This window comes from Sphaerisporangium siamense (assembly GCF_014205275.1).
In the GTDB taxonomy this organism is placed as follows: Bacteria; Actinomycetota; Actinomycetes; order Streptosporangiales; family Streptosporangiaceae; genus Sphaerisporangium; species Sphaerisporangium siamense.
The window spans coordinates 2,210,650-2,226,300 of sequence record NZ_JACHND010000001.1 but is presented as its reverse complement, the minus strand read 5'-3'; the positions used below and the strand labels follow the sequence as shown (position 1 = coordinate 2,226,300).

At 71.6% G+C, this 15,651-nt stretch carries 17 protein-coding genes; 4 read left to right on the top strand and 13 right to left on the bottom strand.

Annotated features, from left to right (window positions below; translation table 11 throughout):
* Window positions 1-207: 207 nt before the first annotated feature.
* From BJ982_RS10475 to BJ982_RS10455, 5 genes are read right to left on the bottom strand one after another with little or no spacing between them, the layout of a single operon-like run.
* The gene (locus BJ982_RS10475; RefSeq protein WP_184878901.1) at window positions 208-1,557 is read right to left on the bottom strand and encodes a Pvc16 family protein; all 1,350 of its coding nucleotides are present in this window, start codon (window positions 1,555-1,557) and stop codon (window positions 208-210) included.
* A complete protein-coding gene (locus BJ982_RS10470) occupies window positions 1,554-2,255 on the bottom strand; it encodes a hypothetical protein (RefSeq protein ID WP_184878898.1) in 702 nt (233 codons plus the stop codon). Before BJ982_RS10470 ends, BJ982_RS10475 begins: the two co-directional genes overlap by 4 nt.
* Window positions 2,248-2,961, bottom strand: a complete 714-nt coding sequence (locus BJ982_RS10465) for a T4 family baseplate hub assembly chaperone (protein ID WP_184888660.1) — start codon at window positions 2,959-2,961, stop codon at window positions 2,248-2,250. Before BJ982_RS10465 ends, BJ982_RS10470 begins: the two co-directional genes overlap by 8 nt.
* Window positions 2,961-3,485, bottom strand: a complete 525-nt coding sequence (locus BJ982_RS10460; RefSeq protein WP_184878896.1) for a phage tail protein — start codon at window positions 3,483-3,485, stop codon at window positions 2,961-2,963. Before BJ982_RS10460 ends, BJ982_RS10465 begins: the two co-directional genes overlap by 1 nt.
* A 38-nt stretch (window positions 3,486-3,523) precedes the next feature.
* Window positions 3,524-5,329 (bottom strand): phage tail sheath C-terminal domain-containing protein, encoded by a 1,806-nt coding sequence (locus tag BJ982_RS10455; protein WP_184878893.1) that lies wholly within the window; start codon window positions 5,327-5,329, stop codon window positions 3,524-3,526.
* A 764-nt stretch (window positions 5,330-6,093) separates the two neighbouring features.
* On the opposite strand from BJ982_RS10455, the gene BJ982_RS10450 reads away from it, so the two are divergent.
* Window positions 6,094-6,519, top strand: a complete 426-nt coding sequence (locus BJ982_RS10450; protein WP_184878890.1) for a hypothetical protein — start codon at window positions 6,094-6,096, stop codon at window positions 6,517-6,519.
* A 19-nt stretch (window positions 6,520-6,538) separates the two neighbouring features.
* A complete protein-coding gene (locus BJ982_RS10445; protein ID WP_184878887.1) occupies window positions 6,539-7,030 on the top strand; it encodes a GNAT family N-acetyltransferase in 492 nt (163 codons plus the stop codon).
* 7 nt (window positions 7,031-7,037) lie between these two features.
* Here the strand turns inward: BJ982_RS10445 and BJ982_RS10440 are convergent, their stop codons facing one another.
* A complete protein-coding gene (locus tag BJ982_RS10440) occupies window positions 7,038-7,445 on the bottom strand; it encodes a RidA family protein (RefSeq protein ID WP_184878884.1) in 408 nt (135 codons plus the stop codon).
* Between the two features lie 142 nt (window positions 7,446-7,587).
* Between BJ982_RS10440 and BJ982_RS10435 the strand changes: the two genes are divergently transcribed.
* Window positions 7,588-7,968 (top strand): winged helix-turn-helix transcriptional regulator, encoded by a 381-nt coding sequence (locus tag BJ982_RS10435; protein ID WP_184878881.1) that lies wholly within the window; start codon window positions 7,588-7,590, stop codon window positions 7,966-7,968.
* A gap of 6 nt (window positions 7,969-7,974) precedes the next feature.
* Here the strand turns inward: BJ982_RS10435 and BJ982_RS10430 are convergent, their stop codons facing one another.
* The 7 genes from BJ982_RS10430 to BJ982_RS10400 form a co-directional block, all read right to left on the bottom strand.
* On the bottom strand, window positions 7,975-9,732 hold the full coding sequence (locus BJ982_RS10430; protein ID WP_184878878.1) for a CATRA conflict system CASPASE/TPR repeat-associated protein: 1,758 nt from the start codon (window positions 9,730-9,732) through the stop codon (window positions 7,975-7,977).
* Between the two features lie 37 nt (window positions 9,733-9,769).
* Window positions 9,770-10,087: a CATRA system-associated protein gene (locus tag BJ982_RS10425; RefSeq protein WP_184878873.1), complete on the bottom strand. Its 318-nt coding sequence runs from the start codon at window positions 10,085-10,087 to the stop codon at window positions 9,770-9,772.
* A complete protein-coding gene (locus BJ982_RS10420; RefSeq protein WP_184878870.1) occupies window positions 10,080-11,438 on the bottom strand; it encodes an AfsR/SARP family transcriptional regulator in 1,359 nt (452 codons plus the stop codon). The genes BJ982_RS10425 and BJ982_RS10420 overlap by 8 nt, the downstream gene beginning before the upstream one ends.
* Window positions 11,439-11,694: 256 nt before the next feature.
* On the bottom strand, window positions 11,695-12,792 hold the full coding sequence (locus BJ982_RS10415; protein ID WP_184878868.1) for a hypothetical protein: 1,098 nt from the start codon (window positions 12,790-12,792) through the stop codon (window positions 11,695-11,697).
* Window positions 12,789-13,643 (bottom strand): ThiF family adenylyltransferase, encoded by an 855-nt coding sequence (locus tag BJ982_RS10410; protein WP_184878865.1) that lies wholly within the window; start codon window positions 13,641-13,643, stop codon window positions 12,789-12,791. Before BJ982_RS10410 ends, BJ982_RS10415 begins: the two co-directional genes overlap by 4 nt.
* 33 nt (window positions 13,644-13,676) lie before the next feature.
* Entirely contained in the window at window positions 13,677-14,102 is a 426-nt protein-coding gene (locus BJ982_RS10405) for a type II CBASS E2 protein (protein ID WP_184878862.1), read from the bottom strand.
* 5 nt (window positions 14,103-14,107) lie between these two features.
* Window positions 14,108-14,269, bottom strand: coding sequence for a hypothetical protein (locus BJ982_RS10400; RefSeq protein WP_184878859.1), 162 nt, complete (start codon window positions 14,267-14,269; stop codon window positions 14,108-14,110).
* A 423-nt stretch (window positions 14,270-14,692) separates the two neighbouring features.
* Here BJ982_RS10400 and BJ982_RS10395 point away from each other — a divergent pair, with 423 nt between their 5' ends.
* On the top strand, window positions 14,693-15,610 hold the full coding sequence (locus BJ982_RS10395; protein WP_184878856.1) for an alpha/beta hydrolase: 918 nt from the start codon (window positions 14,693-14,695) through the stop codon (window positions 15,608-15,610).
* Window positions 15,611-15,651: the final 41 nt, after the last annotated feature.

Below are 15,651 nucleotides of genomic sequence, written 5' to 3'. Positions count from 1 at the left end.
TCGGTGCGGGTGGCGTGGACGTCTCGGTCGCCGGGTGGTGAGGGGTTGCAGGGGGAACCGGGTGGGTGTCTCGGCGGGTGGTGCGTCGGGGCTTTGGAGGACGGGGGCGGTGGGGGGTGGAGTGGCCGGACGCGTGGGCGTCGAGGGCGGCCAGCACGGCGCGTACCTCGGCCATCAGCGCGTGCCCGTGCGACTCCTCCCCCACGGTCAGACCTCCAGGTCCAGGACGGGCGTGCGCAGGTCGTCGCCGGTGCGGCCGGCCACCCCCGCGACCTGGACGCGCACGAGGTACGTGAGCGGCGCGCGTACCCCGTGGACCGGGACGTGGATTACGTGGTCGTCCGTCCCTGGGGGCCGGTCGAGTGGGTGGGTCGCGGGGAAGCGGTGGCTCTCGGGGCGGCGTCCCGGCGGTGGGTCCAGCTCGTCGAGCAGCAACTCGACGCGCTGGTCGTCCCGTACGGGCATGTCCAGGCGGACGGTGACCACGAGCGGGTCCCCGCTCGCCTCGACCGGGCCGGTGACGCGGGGCTGGCGGGTCAGCGGAACGGCGTTGGACTCGACGACGCCGGCCCGCACCTGAACCGGGTAGATGCCGGGCGGCAGGTCCTCGGGCGGGGTGAACACGACCCGCTCCGCGCCGGCCCGGTCCGGTGTCACATCCCGGTCCCCGACCCGGACGACGACCTCGCCGACCGAGAGAGGGGCGGTTCTCCCAGGAGCGACCTTGGCGACTCCCCCACCGGCGGCCCCGACGTCCTCTCGGCCGGCGGACGAAATCGCCTCGTCAGCGGAGGAGGAGACCGCCTCGCCGACGGCGGGAGGGACGGCCTCGCCGGTGGTGAGGGAGTCGCCCTCCAGCCAGATTTCGTGGTCGGCGGGGGACGGGCCTTCCAGTGGTTCGGCGGAGGAGCCGCGGGGGCGTGACCGCAGGCGGGCGATGTGCGGTCGCGTGCCCGGGACGGCGCGGATCGTGCGGCGCAGCACCGGCCGACCGGCCGCGGGAATGCCGTGCCCGTCCAGCAGGACGGCCGTGGCGTCGTACACCACCGAGTAGGCGTACGGGGTCTGGAACAGCATCGACCACAGCTTGGACATGTCGTCCAGGTCCAGCTTGGCGGGCGTGAAGCGGACCTTCTGCAGGGAGGCGGCCAGGTCGCCGCCGGCCAGGAACGGGCGGTTCGCGGCCTCGCGGATGTCGAGCTGGGACAGGATCGGCTCCTCGTGCAGCCCGCGCACGACCGAACCCAGCATGCGCTGGGGCTCCAGCTCGTCCTCGTTGCCGTAACAGCTGATCAGGTAGTGCAGGTCGAGGGCGGCCCGCGGCTTGGTGAGCAGCGTGCCGTCCGGGCCACGGGTCGGGGCGTCCAGGTTGCGCAGCGCCCCGTTCGGCGTGGTCCGGTAGAGGAAGACGGTGACCAGGGGCTCCTGCGGCGGCTCCGCGGGCGGCTTGCGCGGCACGACCTGGGCGCCGAGCTCCAGTCCGTCGGCCTGCAGAGAGCGGGCGATGAACTCGCACAACGCCTGGGTGGTCTGGGCTATCGCCAGGTAGTTGCTCATGGGCGCCCGTCCCCTCCGGCGAGGTAGGCCTCCAGGCTGACCGTCGGGGCGGGACGGCCTGGCCGGGGCGGCGGCGTGGGACGCTCGGGCCTGGTGGCGTTCACTTCGAGGCGCCCGATGCTGATGCGGACCTCGCGGCCCTGCTCGGCCCGCTGCCGTACGGCCGGGGTCACGCGCCACCGCTCGCCGGGCGCGGCGCCCGCCGGAGGGACGGCCGGGTTTCCGGCATGGGAGAACGGCGTCCCCGGCGAGGTGACGGACGGCGCGGAACGCTCGCCCGCCGCCGGAACCGGCCCCGGCACGCTCGCCGGGGCGAGCAGCGGGCCGCGCCGCACCTCGATGCGCTCGACCAGGCGGCGCACGGCCTCGGCGACCCCCATCGGCTCCGTCCGCTCCACCGCCCGCATGCCCTCCGGGATCGCGTCGGCCGGGCCGTGGGCGCGGTGTTCCGGTATGCCGACAAGAGCGGGAGGAGGCGGCGCGGACGGCTCGGGGCGGACCGGCCCCGGCACCCCGGGTGGACGCTCGGGGGTGGGCGTGAGGAAGGGACGCGGCGTCACCTCGTCGTGCGCCTCCAGGTCGGCGACGGGTCCGGTGGCGGGCCGCTCGAAGACGTGCGGCAGGCGCGGGCGTACGAACGGCGACGGGCCCGGTTCGCCCGAGACCCGGGCCAGAAGACGGTCGAAGTGGTCATGCATGGCCGGCCAGCTCCAGGTAGCAGCGTCGCCGTGCCGAGCTCATCGCCAGGATGTCGGCCTCATCCCACCCGTAGGAGGCGGCGAGGAGGGACACCTCCAGCAACGTGGCACGTGCCCAGGCGTCCAGTTCGGTCCACAGGCAGAGGGTGATGTCCAGCCCGGCCCGCACCATCCGACCGCATTCCGGGCACCGGACGTCCAACCGGACGTCGGCCCCCGGATCGGCGCAGCCCGCCGCCTCCGCGACCCGGGCGACGACTTCGGCGGGCAGCGCCGCCACCGGGACCGGCTCGCCGTCCCGCCGAGCCTCCGGCACGCAGCGTTCGAGCAGGACCGCGCGCGGGCTCGCCGACCGGGCGGCGACCAGCAGGTCGCCGGAGGTCGGGACGCGCACGACGACCGTCCAGGAGTCCACGGTGAGGGTGATCGGCTCGACCGGCGAAGGCTCCGGCGGGGGCACGGCGCGGGTGTCGAAGTCGAACTCCAGCCGCTCGCCGCACTCCGGACAGGACAGCAGCACCGGGATGCGGGCGCCGAACAGCGACCGGCGCAGCGCGAACAGCTCGGCGTCGCGCGCTCCGACCGGCGCGTCGAGCAGGTCGGGGGCCTCCGGCCGGGCGACGGCGTGCAGCAGCACGGCGCGCTGGGCGTTGCCCGCGTCCGCGCCCGACTCCCAGACGGACAGCAGGTCGGCCGCCGTGATCATCACGCCGGCTGCGTGATCGTGGGCTCTTCCGGCTCCTGGACCTCGGGATCGCGTTCCCAGCCCTCGCACTCCAGCTTCAGGCTCTGGATGGCGACCGCGTTGGCGTTGGCGTCCATCTCGCCGAGCGCCTGGTACTCGCTGACCCACGCCCGGTACACGTTGTAGGCGATCGCGACCTGGCCCGCCTCGTTGAGCACCTGGATCACGATGTTCTTGCGGAAGTCGCGCAGCGAGGACTCCGACCCGCGGCCCGCGCCGACCAGCCACACCTTGTTGGCCCAGCGGTCGAACTCGGGGTCGTGGGTGACCCCGCGCTCCAGAGTGATCGCCTCGAACTCGGTGCGCCCGGCCGACTTGCGGGGCGAGCTGGAGTCGCCGCCGCTGCGGTGCTTGACGACCTCGGTCGTGCGCTTCATCGGGCTGATCTTGCTGATCCCGGCGACGATCTTGCCGTCCCACAGCACCAGGAACTTGAAGTTCTTGTACGGGTCGAAGCGTTGCGCGTTCACGGTGAACTCGGCCATCGACTGTCACCCCTGTGTCGGAAGGAAGGGCCCGGCGGTCAGACCTGGAGCCGGCCGGCCATCTGCTCGATCTGCACGATCACGAACTCCGCCGGCTTGAGCGGCGCGAACCCGACGACGACGTTCACCACGCCGCGGTTGACGTCGTCCTGCGTGGTGGTGCTCGCGTCGCAGCGGACGAAGTACGCCTCGCGCGGCGACGTGCCCTGGAAGGCGCCCCGCAGGAACAGCGTGTGGAGGAACGCGCCGACGTTGAGCCGGATCTGGCTCCACAGCCGCTCGTCGTTCGGCTCGAACACCACCCACTTGGTGCCGCGGTACAGGCTCTCCTCCAGGAACAGCGCCAGGCGGCGCACCGGGACGTACTTCCACGGGGAGGAGACGCGGTCGGCGCCCGCGAGCGTGCGCGCCCCCCACACGACGGGGCCGATGACCGGGAAGGCGCGCAGGGCGTTCAGCGCCAGCACGTTGATCAGGCCGTTCTCCGGGTCGGTGAGGGGGACGTTGAAGGCGCGGACGCCGGGCAGCGTCGCCTCGGTGCCGGCCGGGGCCTTCCAGACGCCCCTGTCGACGTCGGTGCGGGCGTACACCCCCGCGACGGCGCCGGAGGGCGGGAGGTCGCGGAGCCTGCCGGTCAGGGGGTCGGTGACGCGGATGTGCGGGAAGTACAGCGCGGCGTGGTCGCTGCGCACGGAGTCGAACTCCGCCAGGCCGGACCGGGCGCGGTCGAGGGTGGACCAGGAGCGGGGGGCGTCGAGGAGGAGGAAGATCCGCTTCTCCTCGCAGAGGGCGACGGCCTGGGCGATGACGTCGATCCGGGTGTCGTCGAACGCCTCGCCGGCGAGTTCGGGCAGGACGAGCAGGTTGACGTCCTCGACGTCGCGCAGCGCGTGGATGCCGGTCTTGGCGTCGGGGCTGCCGATGAAGTCCGCCGCGCCGGGCGGGGAGCCGTCCCCGCCGCCGGAGAAGGGGAACGAGGGCGGGCGGACGGACGAGGCGAGGTTCAAAGCGGTGGCACCGGTCAGGTTCAGGGCGGCACCGGGGTCGCCGGCGAGCACGTGCAGACGGTCGCCTCTGACGTGCACCCGGGCGGCGGAGAAGGCGCGGTCGGTCGGCGCGGCGGCGCGGATCCTGCGTTCGAGCAGCAGGGCGAGCTGGGGTAACGTGCGCGGCTTGTCCGGGCTGTTCTCGTCGTACAGCGTGAAGGTGTGGCTTTCGCCGCCCGCGGTCGCGGTGATCTCTTGTCCGGCGACGTCGGGAAGGGGCAGGCCGATCGGCGCCGAGACCGTGCCCGAGTACGCGGGGAATGCGGTGCCGGTGACCTTCAGGGTGACCATGCCGGACGACTGGCCGACCACGGACTCGGCGAAACGGGGCGACTCGGGGTCGAGCGAGAGGCCGGCGTAGGTCTCGCGCACCGCTCCCGACGGGCCGAAGACGCGCAGGTCGAAGGCGCCCTCGCCGGCGGGGTCGATCGCGACGCGCAGCGAGTCGGCCCAGGCGCCCTGCTCCCTGGCCGAGACGGTGAGCGACCCGCCGTCCCCGGCGCCGGGGATCACGGCGGACGCGGACGCGGCGCCGCTCGCCAGCCGCACCACGATGGCCGTCGCGCCGCCCTTGAGGAAGAACTGCCGCACGGCGTAACTCAGCAGGCTGGAGGCGGCGAGCCCGCCGAACCGGCGTTCGTAGTCGGCGAAGCCGGTCAGTGTGACAGGGGTGTTCACCGGGCCGCGCGGGGTGTACCCGACGAAGGCCGTGACCGAGGTCGAGACCCCGGTGATGGTCCTGACGGTGCTCGGCAGTTCTTCGATGTAGACGCCCGGATAGGTCGGCGTGACCGGCATCGCACCTCCAATAAGCGCGGCATTTCACCGCAGAAGTCACTTGAGGGGAAGAAAGCGCACGTGGGCCGGACGTCCGCCCGGCACCGCCGTCACGACAAAAGCCATACCTCTGACGACGAAAGCCCGCCCGCTCACCACTTCCGTAAGTGACACCTCATGAGCCCCATTACTACCACTCTTACGGTCACACCACATGCATGTCAATGATGCCTATAAGAAACAATGGAAATGTCCGATAAGAGGGAACTCCCGGTTCGGAGCATTGGTCAGGTGAACAGATGACATGGTAGGAGAGGGGATACAGGGGAGTCATATCCGAAATTCCCGTTGTCCCGCGCGGATCGGGGCCGGGTTTTCAGGGCGATGGGAAACCAGGCTTCCCACCATCCCGAAAACCACGGCCGACCTGTCCCCCGCGTCAATGCCATGCTTCGACGCCGGGTGATCGAACGCCATCCGGGAAAACCCGTACATCGGCCGGGGCCCACGGAAGTCCGTAGCCGTTTCACGCACTTGTCCGGGATCCGGGAATGGCGATCAGGTGGCCATTATGCGCATGGAATCACACACGCTTTACCGATCCCCATTCCTCCGAATTTATGCGGATTCCGCAAGACCCGCAGGAGAATCGCATTCGGAGCGGTGCCGTGTGCCGGACGTTGGGCGCCGACAGGCGGCGGCCGCGGAAGGCGCATGCCTGCCGGAGAATTGGCACGCGCACACGCACGCGCACGCGTTACCGGTCGCCGAGGGCGAGGACGGGCATGAACAAGATCGTGGATTTCTTCGTGACGACGCGGCCGAACGCGGCCGGCGTCCTCGGCTCCGGCCCGCTCCGTTCCTTTCCCACGGCCTCGTCCGGCGACTTCGACGCCGAGGAGGCGCTCCTGGACTGGGAGTCCCACCTCACCGGACGCTCGTTCGACGACCTCGCCGAGGACGACCTCCCCGAAACCGTCGCCGACGGCGGGAACGCCGTGGTCCTCGCCTTGTCCGACACGCTCGTGAGCGCGCTGAGGGCCGCGTCGGACCCGCGGATAGAAGAACTCGCACAATGGTGGGCGGAGGAGAAGGCACGCGACGGCTTCGCCCTCGACCCGTTCACCGCACTGGACACCCTGCGCCGACTGACCGACCTCATCCGCCGCAAGAGGAGCCCTGGTGAAAGCGTCTACTGCTGGACGTGCTGACAGCCCCGTCGTCAGGAGCATGACGCCCGACGACGTCCTCGCCGTCTCCACGGTGCGGGTCACCGGGTGGAAGGCGGCGTACGCCGGACTCGTCCCGGCCGGCTACCTGGACCGCATGAGCGTCGAAGCCGACGCCGAGCGGCGGAGGGACTCCTTCGGCGGCGACGCCCGCGTGCAGAACCTGGTCGCGGAGCTCGGCGGCGAGGTCGTCGGATGGGGCGTCGTGGGGCCGTGCCGGGACGAGGGATGCGAGGGCGACCACGGCGAGATCCACGCCCTGTACGTGGCGCCCCCCGTGATCGGCGCCGGAGTCGGGCGCGCCCTGATGCGAGAGCTCGTCGCACGCGCCGACGCGGCGGGATACCCGTCGCTCTCCCTCTGGGTCCTCAGAGACAACCACCGCGCCCGCCGCTTCTACGAACGCGCCGGCTTCCACTGGGACGGCGGCGAACTCTCCTGGCACGTACACGACGAAGTAGTCCCAGAACTGAGATACCGCCGCCTTATCTAAGTTGGGGTCAGTCGAGGATGGCGGTTGCTTCTACTTCGACCAGGTGGTCTGGGGAGGACAGGGAGGCTACGCCGAGCAGGGTGCCGGGGGGTGTGGGGGTGGTGCCCAGCTTGGTGGCGGCGCGGGTGATGCCTTCCAGTAGCAAGGGCATCTTTTCGGGGGTCCAGTCGACGACGTAGACGGTCAGCTTGGCCACGTCGGCGAAGGAGGCGCCTACGCCGGCCAGGGCGGTGGCGATGTTGAGGTAGCACTGTTCCACCTGGGCGGCGAGGTCGCCGGGGGCGACCGTGGTGCCGTCGGCGTCCCAGGAGACCTGTCCGGCGACGAAGACGAGCGTGGAGCCGGTGGCGATGGACACCTGATGGTAGGCGTCGATCCGCGGCAGTCCGCTGGGGTTGACCAGGGTGATGGCCATTCGTCCGCCTCCTCGTCGTACGAGCGCGTGGGCTCGCCTTCACGGGGTCGCCCCCGCTCGTGGTTTCTTGTGGTTACTCGGGAACCGTAGGAGAGTGAACGCTGACATGGAAGAACGCACTTTTCGGTGACTGGGGAACCTCATGGTGACCAAGCAGTTCAGGGGTTCGCCCGAGGACGCGGATCTCACGCGCGCGGACTCCTTGGCGCGGGAGATCTTCTCGGACGTCGCCAACAAGTGGGCGCTCCTGATCATCGATGCCCTCGGGGAGAGCACGCTGCGGTTCGGCGAGGTGCGGGACGACGTCGAGGGCATCAGCCACAAGATGCTCACCCAGAACCTGCGCATGCTGGAGCGCAACGGGCTGGTCGAGCGGACCGTGCATCCCACCGTGCCGCCGCGGGTGGAGTACACCCTCACCGAGCCCGGCCGGGCCCTGCGGGAGACGGTCCACAGGATGTGCGACTGGACCCACCGGTACCTCGGTCACATCGAGGACTCCCGCCGCCGCTTCGACACCTGACGGGGGTCAAGGTGTGCGGTTGTGGGCGGTGAGGGTGGTGAAGTCGCCGGCGGTGAGCCAGTCGGTGCCGGTGGTGTCGACGGGGCAGCCTGCCAGGCGCAGGCGGTTGGCTATCTTCACCCGGAAGTCGGGCGTGCCGGTGACGCGGACGTAGTTGCGTCCGCCGAGGTCGGTGACGGGGCGCTGGTCGCCGATCAGCAGGATCAGCGTGCGGTCGGGGTGGACGGCGAGGGCCATGCCGAGTTCCAGCAGGACGTTGGGGCGGGCCTGCAGGGAGTGGCGCGCCTCGGCGGATGACTCCTGGGGTTCGTGCAGGTCCGGGTGCAGGTGGACGACGTCCTCCGGGGTCATCACGACGACGACGGCCTGGGCGAGGAGCATGGACCGGGCGACGACCTCGCCGAGGAACGGCGAGGGCTTCCCGGTCATCTTGACCAGGTCCTCCCATTGGAGGGGGCGCAGGTCCAGGGCGCGCAGGAACGTGAAGACGGCCTGGCGGACGGGCTCGTCCCTGCCGTAGACGACGAAGACGTTCTTGGCGTCGGCGACCCCGGTGATCGGCGGGACCCCCAGGGGGACGGCGATCGAGGGCCGGGCGGCCATGGAGGCGGCCTCGGGCTTGGTGGGTGGGGGGATGACAAGGCCGGCGGGGGGTGGGGGGATGACGGCGGTGGCGGGGGGTGTGAGGACGGGGATGTCGTGCGTGGTCAGGTGGGTGGCGCGGTCGGTGGCCATGGCGAGGTAGGCCAGTTCGTCGTCGAGGCGTTCGAGGAGGGAGCGGGCGAGGCCGGCGTCGTCGGCGAACGGGCCGCTCGGGGCCATGAGCGCGGACAGGTCGAAGGCCCGTCCGAGGTTGTCGGCGGCGATGTCGACGGTGTGGCGCAGGGCGCGCAGGTCGGTGTGCAGCATGAGGGCGTCCATCCGGCGCAGCCGGAGCAGCTCGGCCTGGGCGGCGGCGCCCGCGCCGAGCCGGCGCATTTCGGTGGCGAGCCGTTCGATCGTGTCCCGCAGGTGCCGGGCCTGGCCGTCGCGCAGCCAGACGCGCAGCTCGTACCGGATCTTGGCCGCGTGCAGCAGGTACCGGGCCAGTGGGGGGATCGCGGTGTCGCCGCGCGACCAGACCCAGGCGCTGGCGGCGGGGTCGGCGTCGGGGGCGATCGCGAGGAGGAAGCGCCGCGCGGGGCGCTCGTCAGGGGCGGGGACGGTCTCCCACAGCGCCAGGCCGTCGGAGGCGGAGACCCCGCGCCGTCCGAGCCGGCCGCGCGCGGCCTCGGGCAGCAGGTCGTTGAGGTGGTCGTAGAGCGCGGGGTCGGCGGCGCGGATGCCGGCCTCGTCGCCGACCCGGGCGAGGTACAGGCGGGCCTCGCCGACGAGGTGTGGCCCGTGCTGGGCGAGAACGGCGTCCCACCGCAGGTCGAGCATGCGCCACCAGGGCCAGTCGCCGTCGTCGGGGGCGGTGGCCTCGGGGGGCGCGAGCGCGATCGACAGGTTGAACAGGTCGTGGTGGCGGCGCAGCACGGCCTGGCAGTCGGCGCCGGGGCGTTCCTGCGCGGCCAGCGCGACCTCGCCGCCGGCGGGGAAGGAGTCCGGGGTTTCCGGGAGCAGGTTGGGCAGTCCGATGCCGGGGATCGGCTCGGTCATGTGCAGGGAGAGCCGGCAGTAGCGCCAGATCTCCCGCAGTGCCCGGTAGGCGGCCCCGGCGTCGGGCCCGTCGGTCGGGGCGTAGAGGTGGGCCACCAACTGCTGGTCGAGGATCGTGGTCATCGCGCGCCGGGCCGGGATGTGACGGGGGCCGGTGGGGTCACTCGCCGGCCTGGCCGGAGGGGGCGCCGGGCGGGGTGGCGAGGAGGTGGACCAGGTGGTTGACGCGGTCACGGACGACGGGCGGCGGCGGGTCGGCGGACTCCTCGCCGATGCGCTGGACGCGGACCGGCCCGGCGACCTCCATGCGGACGACCGCGGCGTCCAGGGCGTCCAGGTCGCCGGATTCGGCGGCGGCGATGGCGGCGTCCAGGATGCCGGCGAGGTGGTCCCACCGGGCGGGGGACATCTGCCACTGGAGGACGTCCTCCAGCAGTTCCCGGGCGTCGTCCACTAGGTGTGCGGAAGGGTCAGGCATGGGCCGGGCGTCCGTCCTCGTCGAGGGAGTTCAGGTGGTCGGCGACGACCGACAGCCGGATGCGCGCCAGGTCGCCGGGCCGGATGACGATGCGCAGCTCGGGGGTGACCGTCCTGTCGCGGCAGCTCGCGACGAACGTGTCGATGATCATTATCATGAGCTGTTCCCAGTCGAGCTCGGTGATCCGGGCGAGCTTGGAGCCCACCAGGGGGATCGCGACCGGTTTGAGCAGCCCGTGCACCATGACGGACGCCCACAGCCGTTCCAGGCCGAGCCGCAGGTCGTCCGCGGTGGACCGGGTGACGTAGTCGTTGCCCTGGTGGCAGTAGGCGACGGCGAAGACCCTGCGGCCGGGGAGCGGGATGGGGACGACGGTGCCGATCGGGTAGCGGGTGCGCTTGCCGCGGGGCTTGTCCTGGACGGTCTCCCTGCCGACCGGGGTGACCTGGCGCAGCCCCCGCCTGAGCTCCTTGTCGAGGAGTTCGCGGTCGCCGCGGAAGAGGCGTTCCAGGAGTTGTCCCTGCACGCTCTCTTTGCTGATGACGAAGTCGTGGTCGGTGGTGGTGTCGAAGGTGTCGCCGAAGCCCGCGACGAGGTTGGCGTCGTCCTGGGCGAACAGGTCGCCGTGCTTGACGACGACGGTGACGCGCAGGCGGGGGAACTCGCGCCGGAACACCTCGTCGCCGTGCCGGGCGCGCAGGGTCTCGCGCAGGCCGCGCAGCGTCTCCGCGGCGTCCGCGTCGCCCGGGTCCTCGGCGGCGAGTCTTTCCGCCAGGGGGAGGGCGAGGTCGGGGTGGCTGAGCTCGGTGTACGCGCGGACGAGGGCCTGGCGGGCGGCCCGGTGCGTCGCCGTCAGGCGGTGTGCGAGGGGGGCGGCGAACTCGGCCTCGCTCAGCTCGGGCAGCGGGCCGCCGCGCCAGAGGGCGAGCGCCCGGGAGAGCAGGACGACGGCCGTGGCGGGCGCCGCGTGCGCCGCGCGGTTGACCAGGTCCTCGAATTCCCGGCAGTCGAGCTGGTCGCCGTCGAGGACGAGCCGGTAGGCGGACTCGGGTTCGCGTCCGTTGAGCAGTTGTTCGGTGCGCAGGACGGCGGAGGGCTCGGCCTGCTGGCCGGGCTCGATCGCCCTGCGCAGTTCGAGGACGCGTTTCTGCACCTCGGTGCGGTGGACCCTGCCGAACCTGCCGACGGGGGCGCCCCACAGGTCGTGGTAGAGCTCCCGGGCCGACACCCGTTCGCCCTCGGCGGCGACCAGCCGCAGCAGCAGTTTGACCGTGAACGGTGTCAGACGGATCTCGCGGTCGTCACGGTGGAAGGTGGCGGGTCCCAGAACGCCTACGTGGATGCGCGCCACCCAGGCCTCCCAGATCAGTCATCCTCCCGCTTCCTCCCTAAAGCGGTGGAAGCGAGCCTAGCAATGTACGGTTCGGCGAACCTTTTGGTCTTTCGATTAATACCCTAAGGCCACCTGATGTACTTGGACAATCAACGGCGCATACTCACCTAATGCGCATAGCACCGCAAAGTCAGAAATATCCCGACTGTCTTCCACGCGACGGATCCGCATTCCTGCCGACCCCGCCGCGAAACCGGCGATCAATCCACGCCGTCTACACCTCGGAAGCCGCGTCCTCCCGGGCGTCCGGATCCGCGCCCCCCTCCTCTCCCCCGTCCTCCTGACCGCCGCCCGCGGCCACCAGGCCGGCCAGGGTGCGCAGGGCGTGGTGGAAGCCCTCGCGGCGGTGCGACGAGTCCGGCAGCGTGTACCGCACCGCGTGCGCGCCGTCGGCGGTGCGCACGTCGACGACCGGGCTGACCTGGGGGAAGCCCTCCGGGCAGATGTACTCGCAGTGGGCCGTCACCCCCGCCGCCCCGGCCGTCCCCCGCCACACCAGCGATCCGCCGCGCATGAAGGGACGCATGTCAGGGAACTCGCCCAGCCACGCCTTGTCGGCGGCCAGGATCGCCTTGCCCTCGGCGGAGGCCGTCCAGGACGCCGTCCCGCCCGGCGGCCGGGTAACGGACGGCGCCGCGGCCGGGGGCGGAGCCGGACGGTCTCCGGCGGCGTGCAACCGCCGGGCCGCGGCCTCCACCCTTTCCGCGACGGGATTCGGCCCTCTGACTACCTGCACGAAATCCGGATCTATCTCCAGGAAATCGGCATGGCCCCGCAGGAAGACGAAGTGCCGGCCCGCCATGAGGCCGCGCTCGTCGATCGCGAGGGAGGAGATCAGGAAATCGTGCCCGTGGCCGGGATTGCTCACGGTGACCGTCGCCGTCTCCTCGTCCCCGCGGCTGAGTTCGCCGAGCCCGTTCGGATGGTGGCTGTGCCAGATGCCGAGGAAATCGAGGTCGGGGAAATCCCGGGCCACATCCTGGAACAGCCGGAACTGGTAGTCGGTGTCGGAATAGTGGTGGACGGCCGACCGGTCCTTGCCCGGCCCGGCGTCCAGGTAGGCGACGACGGAGATCTGCAGTTCCTCCAGTTCCGTCCGCCAGTCCTCGGACGTCGCGGAGAACCGGCCGCGCACGAAGCCGACGAACTTCCCGCCGACCTCGATGCGCGGGTTGGCCCTGATCTCGGCGCGCGCCCGCGCGACGACGTCCTCGTGCAGTTCGAGCCGCATCCTGGCCAGGGGCCGCCGCCCGGCGAGGTAGCGGGACGCGAAGCGTCCCCGCGCGGTGGCGCGGAGGTTCTGGTAGTTCACGCGCCGCCTCCTCCGCAGCCGAGCACGCAGTCGCGCTGCGGCTGAACGAGCATCCGGTTGGTCTGGTAGTGGAAGGAGAAGACCCCTTTCTCCGGGCGGATGCCCAGGGTCAGCCAGTTGAAGGTCAGCCGGGGCACGTACCGGGACCGGCCGCCGGCCACCACGCTCCACGCCATGTGCGCCTGGAAGGAGGCGACCATCGTGATGTCGATGGCCAGGCCGGAGGTGGTGAAGCCGGTCTCGCCGAGGCCGTAGCGGTGCCTGCGCTCCTCGTCGGTCAGGTCGAGGGCGTCCTCCAGGTTGGCGTGGTTGCGGTCGGCGACGAGCTGCATGCACGAGAAGCACCCGGTCTGGCCGGGGACGTACAGGTAGACCTGGCCGCCGAGCCCGGTGCGGATCACCGAGCCGGTCAGGCACGGCCGGGCCGTCTCCACGCACCGCGCGTTCAGCCAGCCACGCGTCACCGGGTCGTCCACCGCGCAGACGACGAGCGACGAGGCGCGCGCGTCGGTCTCGAAGCCGGGGCTCCTGCGCACGTCGTCGGCGTGGGCGTCCACCTCGGCCTCGGGGTTGCGGTCGAGGATCCACGCCTTCATCGCCTCGACCTTGGGCCTGCCGAGCCACTCGCGCGTCGCCGGGTGCTTGACGAGGTTGACCGGTTCGAGCACGTCGGGGTCGTACAGGTGCCAGCGGCGTATCCCGGACATGACGAGCGGGAGCAGCAGGGACGCTCCCCCGCTGCCGAGCCCGACGAGGGTGATCTCGACGTCGCGGACGTCGAAGCCGTCCAGCAGGTGGTCGATGCGCGCGGTGTCGAGGGCGGTGGACGCGCCGATCAGGGCGTCGGTCATGAGGTCTCCTTCCGTACGGACCGTGCGGCGCCGTCAGTGGTCCTGCTCGTTGCCCGGCCAGTAGCCGCGGCGTTTGAAGACCTCGAACTTGTTCAGCCAGATGGCGGACTTGGCGATGGCGAAGGCGATCGAGTAGAACGGCCGCCACTGGTCCGGCCGCATGATGCAGAGGTTCCCGGCCGGGTAGACGTGCGGGCAGGTGGAGTCCCAGCCGACCGGGAAGACGTAGGGGAACTCGTAGGGGTAGTTCTCGGTGAGCTGGAGGCTCAGGGGGTACCGGGCGCCGGAGTTGGTGCGCAGGCGGCCGGTGACGCCGAGCTCGCCGGTCCGCGACGACTGTGAGAAGCCGAACTGCGGGAAGTAGGTCTTGAGCTTCTGCTGCTCCAGGTACAGCCGCTTGGAGGCGTCGCCCTCCATGATGAGCATGCCGCGCGGCACCACGTAGTCGTAGTCCGACATGGCGGTCACCTCGTGGTCCGGTCGTGGTAGTCGCCCTTGGCGTCGTGGATGGAGACGCCGCGCGTGCCGTCGGAGGCCGCGTGGATGGTGCCGTCGGAGCTGATGACGACGGGGACGTCGTCGGACTGCAGGTTCAGGATGGTTTCGGCGTCGTTCGGAGCCGGCATGGTTCCCCCCTTGAGGTACGCGTCCGCTTCCGCCCGTTGCGGGCGATCCGAATCATCCGGCTCCGCGCACTTCCCCCGTGCTTCCCGGGCGCTTCCGAAGCGACGCGAAACCGGGGGCGACCTCGGCCGGGCGCCGGTCGCGGGGGGACGTCTCAACGCCCGCCTCATCATGATCTGCAGTTAACGCTGTGCCGACGACCTGCCCGGAAAATATGCGTCCCGGACAGGAGTGGGTGGGACCTTGGACAGGCCCGGAACTCCTTCAGAGAACGCCCGTTCCCCGTGACAGGACCATGGCCGGCCCTATCGACAGGACGCGGCCCCTTGTACGAGTGAAACCGATTTCGGCGAGCAGGGACGCCGACGGCGCACAGGCGGACGCCTCCCTGTCATCGCAGGTGAACACGGTCATCGGAGCGTCACGTGAACACAGGAACGGACCCGCGCCCATTACCCGACCGCGGCTGGGGCGCCGACAGGGAAAGCTGGGACCGCGGTTATCTGCCGGGCGCGACCATTTCCCCCGACCCGTTCCTGCGCGAATACACGCGCCTTTCCGCGGAGGCGCGGCGCGTTCTGCCATGGCGCGAGATCGCCTACGGGCCGGGCGACCACGAACGCGCGCATTTCTTCCCCGCCGCCGCCCCCGGCGCGCCGTTGCTCGTTTTCGTGCACGGCGGTTACTGGCAGGAACTCGGTCCGGCGGAGTCGGCGTTCGCGGCCCGCGACGTGGTGGCGGCCGGCGCCGCGTTCGCCGCCCTCGGATACGGCCTCGCGCCGCGCCACCGGCTGGACGAGATCGGGACCCAGGTGCGGCGCGGCGTCGCCCGGCTGTGCCGTGACGCGGAGGCGCTCGGCGTCGACGGGCGGCGCGTCGTGCTCGCCGGGCATTCGGCCGGCGCCCAGCTCGTGGCGATGTGCCTGAGATCGCGGCCGGAGGCGACGCGGATCCGCGCCGCCGTCCTCATCAGCGGCCTCTACGAGCTGGAGCCCCTGCTGCGCACGTCAATCGGGCCGGCGATCCGGCTCGACCCGGACGAGGCGGCGCGCAACAGCCCGGCGCGGGCGCTGCGCGCGGGCATGCCGCCGCTGCTGGCCGTCCGGGGCGGCGACGAGCCGGTCGGGTTCGCCGACCAGCAGGACCTCCTCGTCGCGGCGGCCCGCGCGGCCGGGGCCGGGATCACCGAGGTCGTCGTGCCCGGCCGCAACCATTTCGACCTGCCGCTCGGCCTCGGCGACCCGTCCGACCCCCTCGGGCGGGAGGTGCTCGCCCGGCTCGCCGCCCCGGCGAGCCCGACGCGCACGGCAGGCACCCCGGGTACGAAGGGCACGGCGGCGTGACCCGGCGTGGCGTGAACCGGCGAAGGGCCGGTCGGTGAACA

Coding starts and splice junctions, on each gene's coding strand:
- BJ982_RS10410 (WP_184878865.1), bottom strand. CDS start 13,643: ATGACCGACGCCCTGATCGGCGCGTCCACCGCCCTCGACACCGCGCGC.
- BJ982_RS10430 (WP_184878878.1), bottom strand. CDS start 9,732: ATGACCACGATCCTCGACCAGCAGTTGGTGGCCCACCTCTACGCCCCG.
- BJ982_RS10405 (WP_184878862.1), bottom strand. CDS start 14,102: ATGTCGGACTACGACTACGTGGTGCCGCGCGGCATGCTCATCATGGAG.
- BJ982_RS10400 (WP_184878859.1), bottom strand. CDS start 14,269: ATGCCGGCTCCGAACGACGCCGAAACCATCCTGAACCTGCAGTCCGAC.
- BJ982_RS10475 (WP_184878901.1), bottom strand. CDS start 1,557: ATGAGCAACTACCTGGCGATAGCCCAGACCACCCAGGCGTTGTGCGAG.
- BJ982_RS10445 (WP_184878887.1), top strand. CDS start 6,539: ATGACGCCCGACGACGTCCTCGCCGTCTCCACGGTGCGGGTCACCGGG.
- BJ982_RS10470 (WP_184878898.1), bottom strand. CDS start 2,255: ATGCATGACCACTTCGACCGTCTTCTGGCCCGGGTCTCGGGCGAACCG.
- BJ982_RS10465 (WP_184888660.1), bottom strand. CDS start 2,961: ATGATCACGGCGGCCGACCTGCTGTCCGTCTGGGAGTCGGGCGCGGAC.
- BJ982_RS10450 (WP_184878890.1), top strand. CDS start 6,094: ATGAACAAGATCGTGGATTTCTTCGTGACGACGCGGCCGAACGCGGCC.
- BJ982_RS10425 (WP_184878873.1), bottom strand. CDS start 10,087: ATGCCTGACCCTTCCGCACACCTAGTGGACGACGCCCGGGAACTGCTG.
- BJ982_RS10455 (WP_184878893.1), bottom strand. CDS start 5,329: ATGCCGGTCACGCCGACCTATCCGGGCGTCTACATCGAAGAACTGCCG.
- BJ982_RS10435 (WP_184878881.1), top strand. CDS start 7,588: ATGGTGACCAAGCAGTTCAGGGGTTCGCCCGAGGACGCGGATCTCACG.
- BJ982_RS10460 (WP_184878896.1), bottom strand. CDS start 3,485: ATGGCCGAGTTCACCGTGAACGCGCAACGCTTCGACCCGTACAAGAAC.
- BJ982_RS10440 (WP_184878884.1), bottom strand. CDS start 7,445: ATGGCCATCACCCTGGTCAACCCCAGCGGACTGCCGCGGATCGACGCC.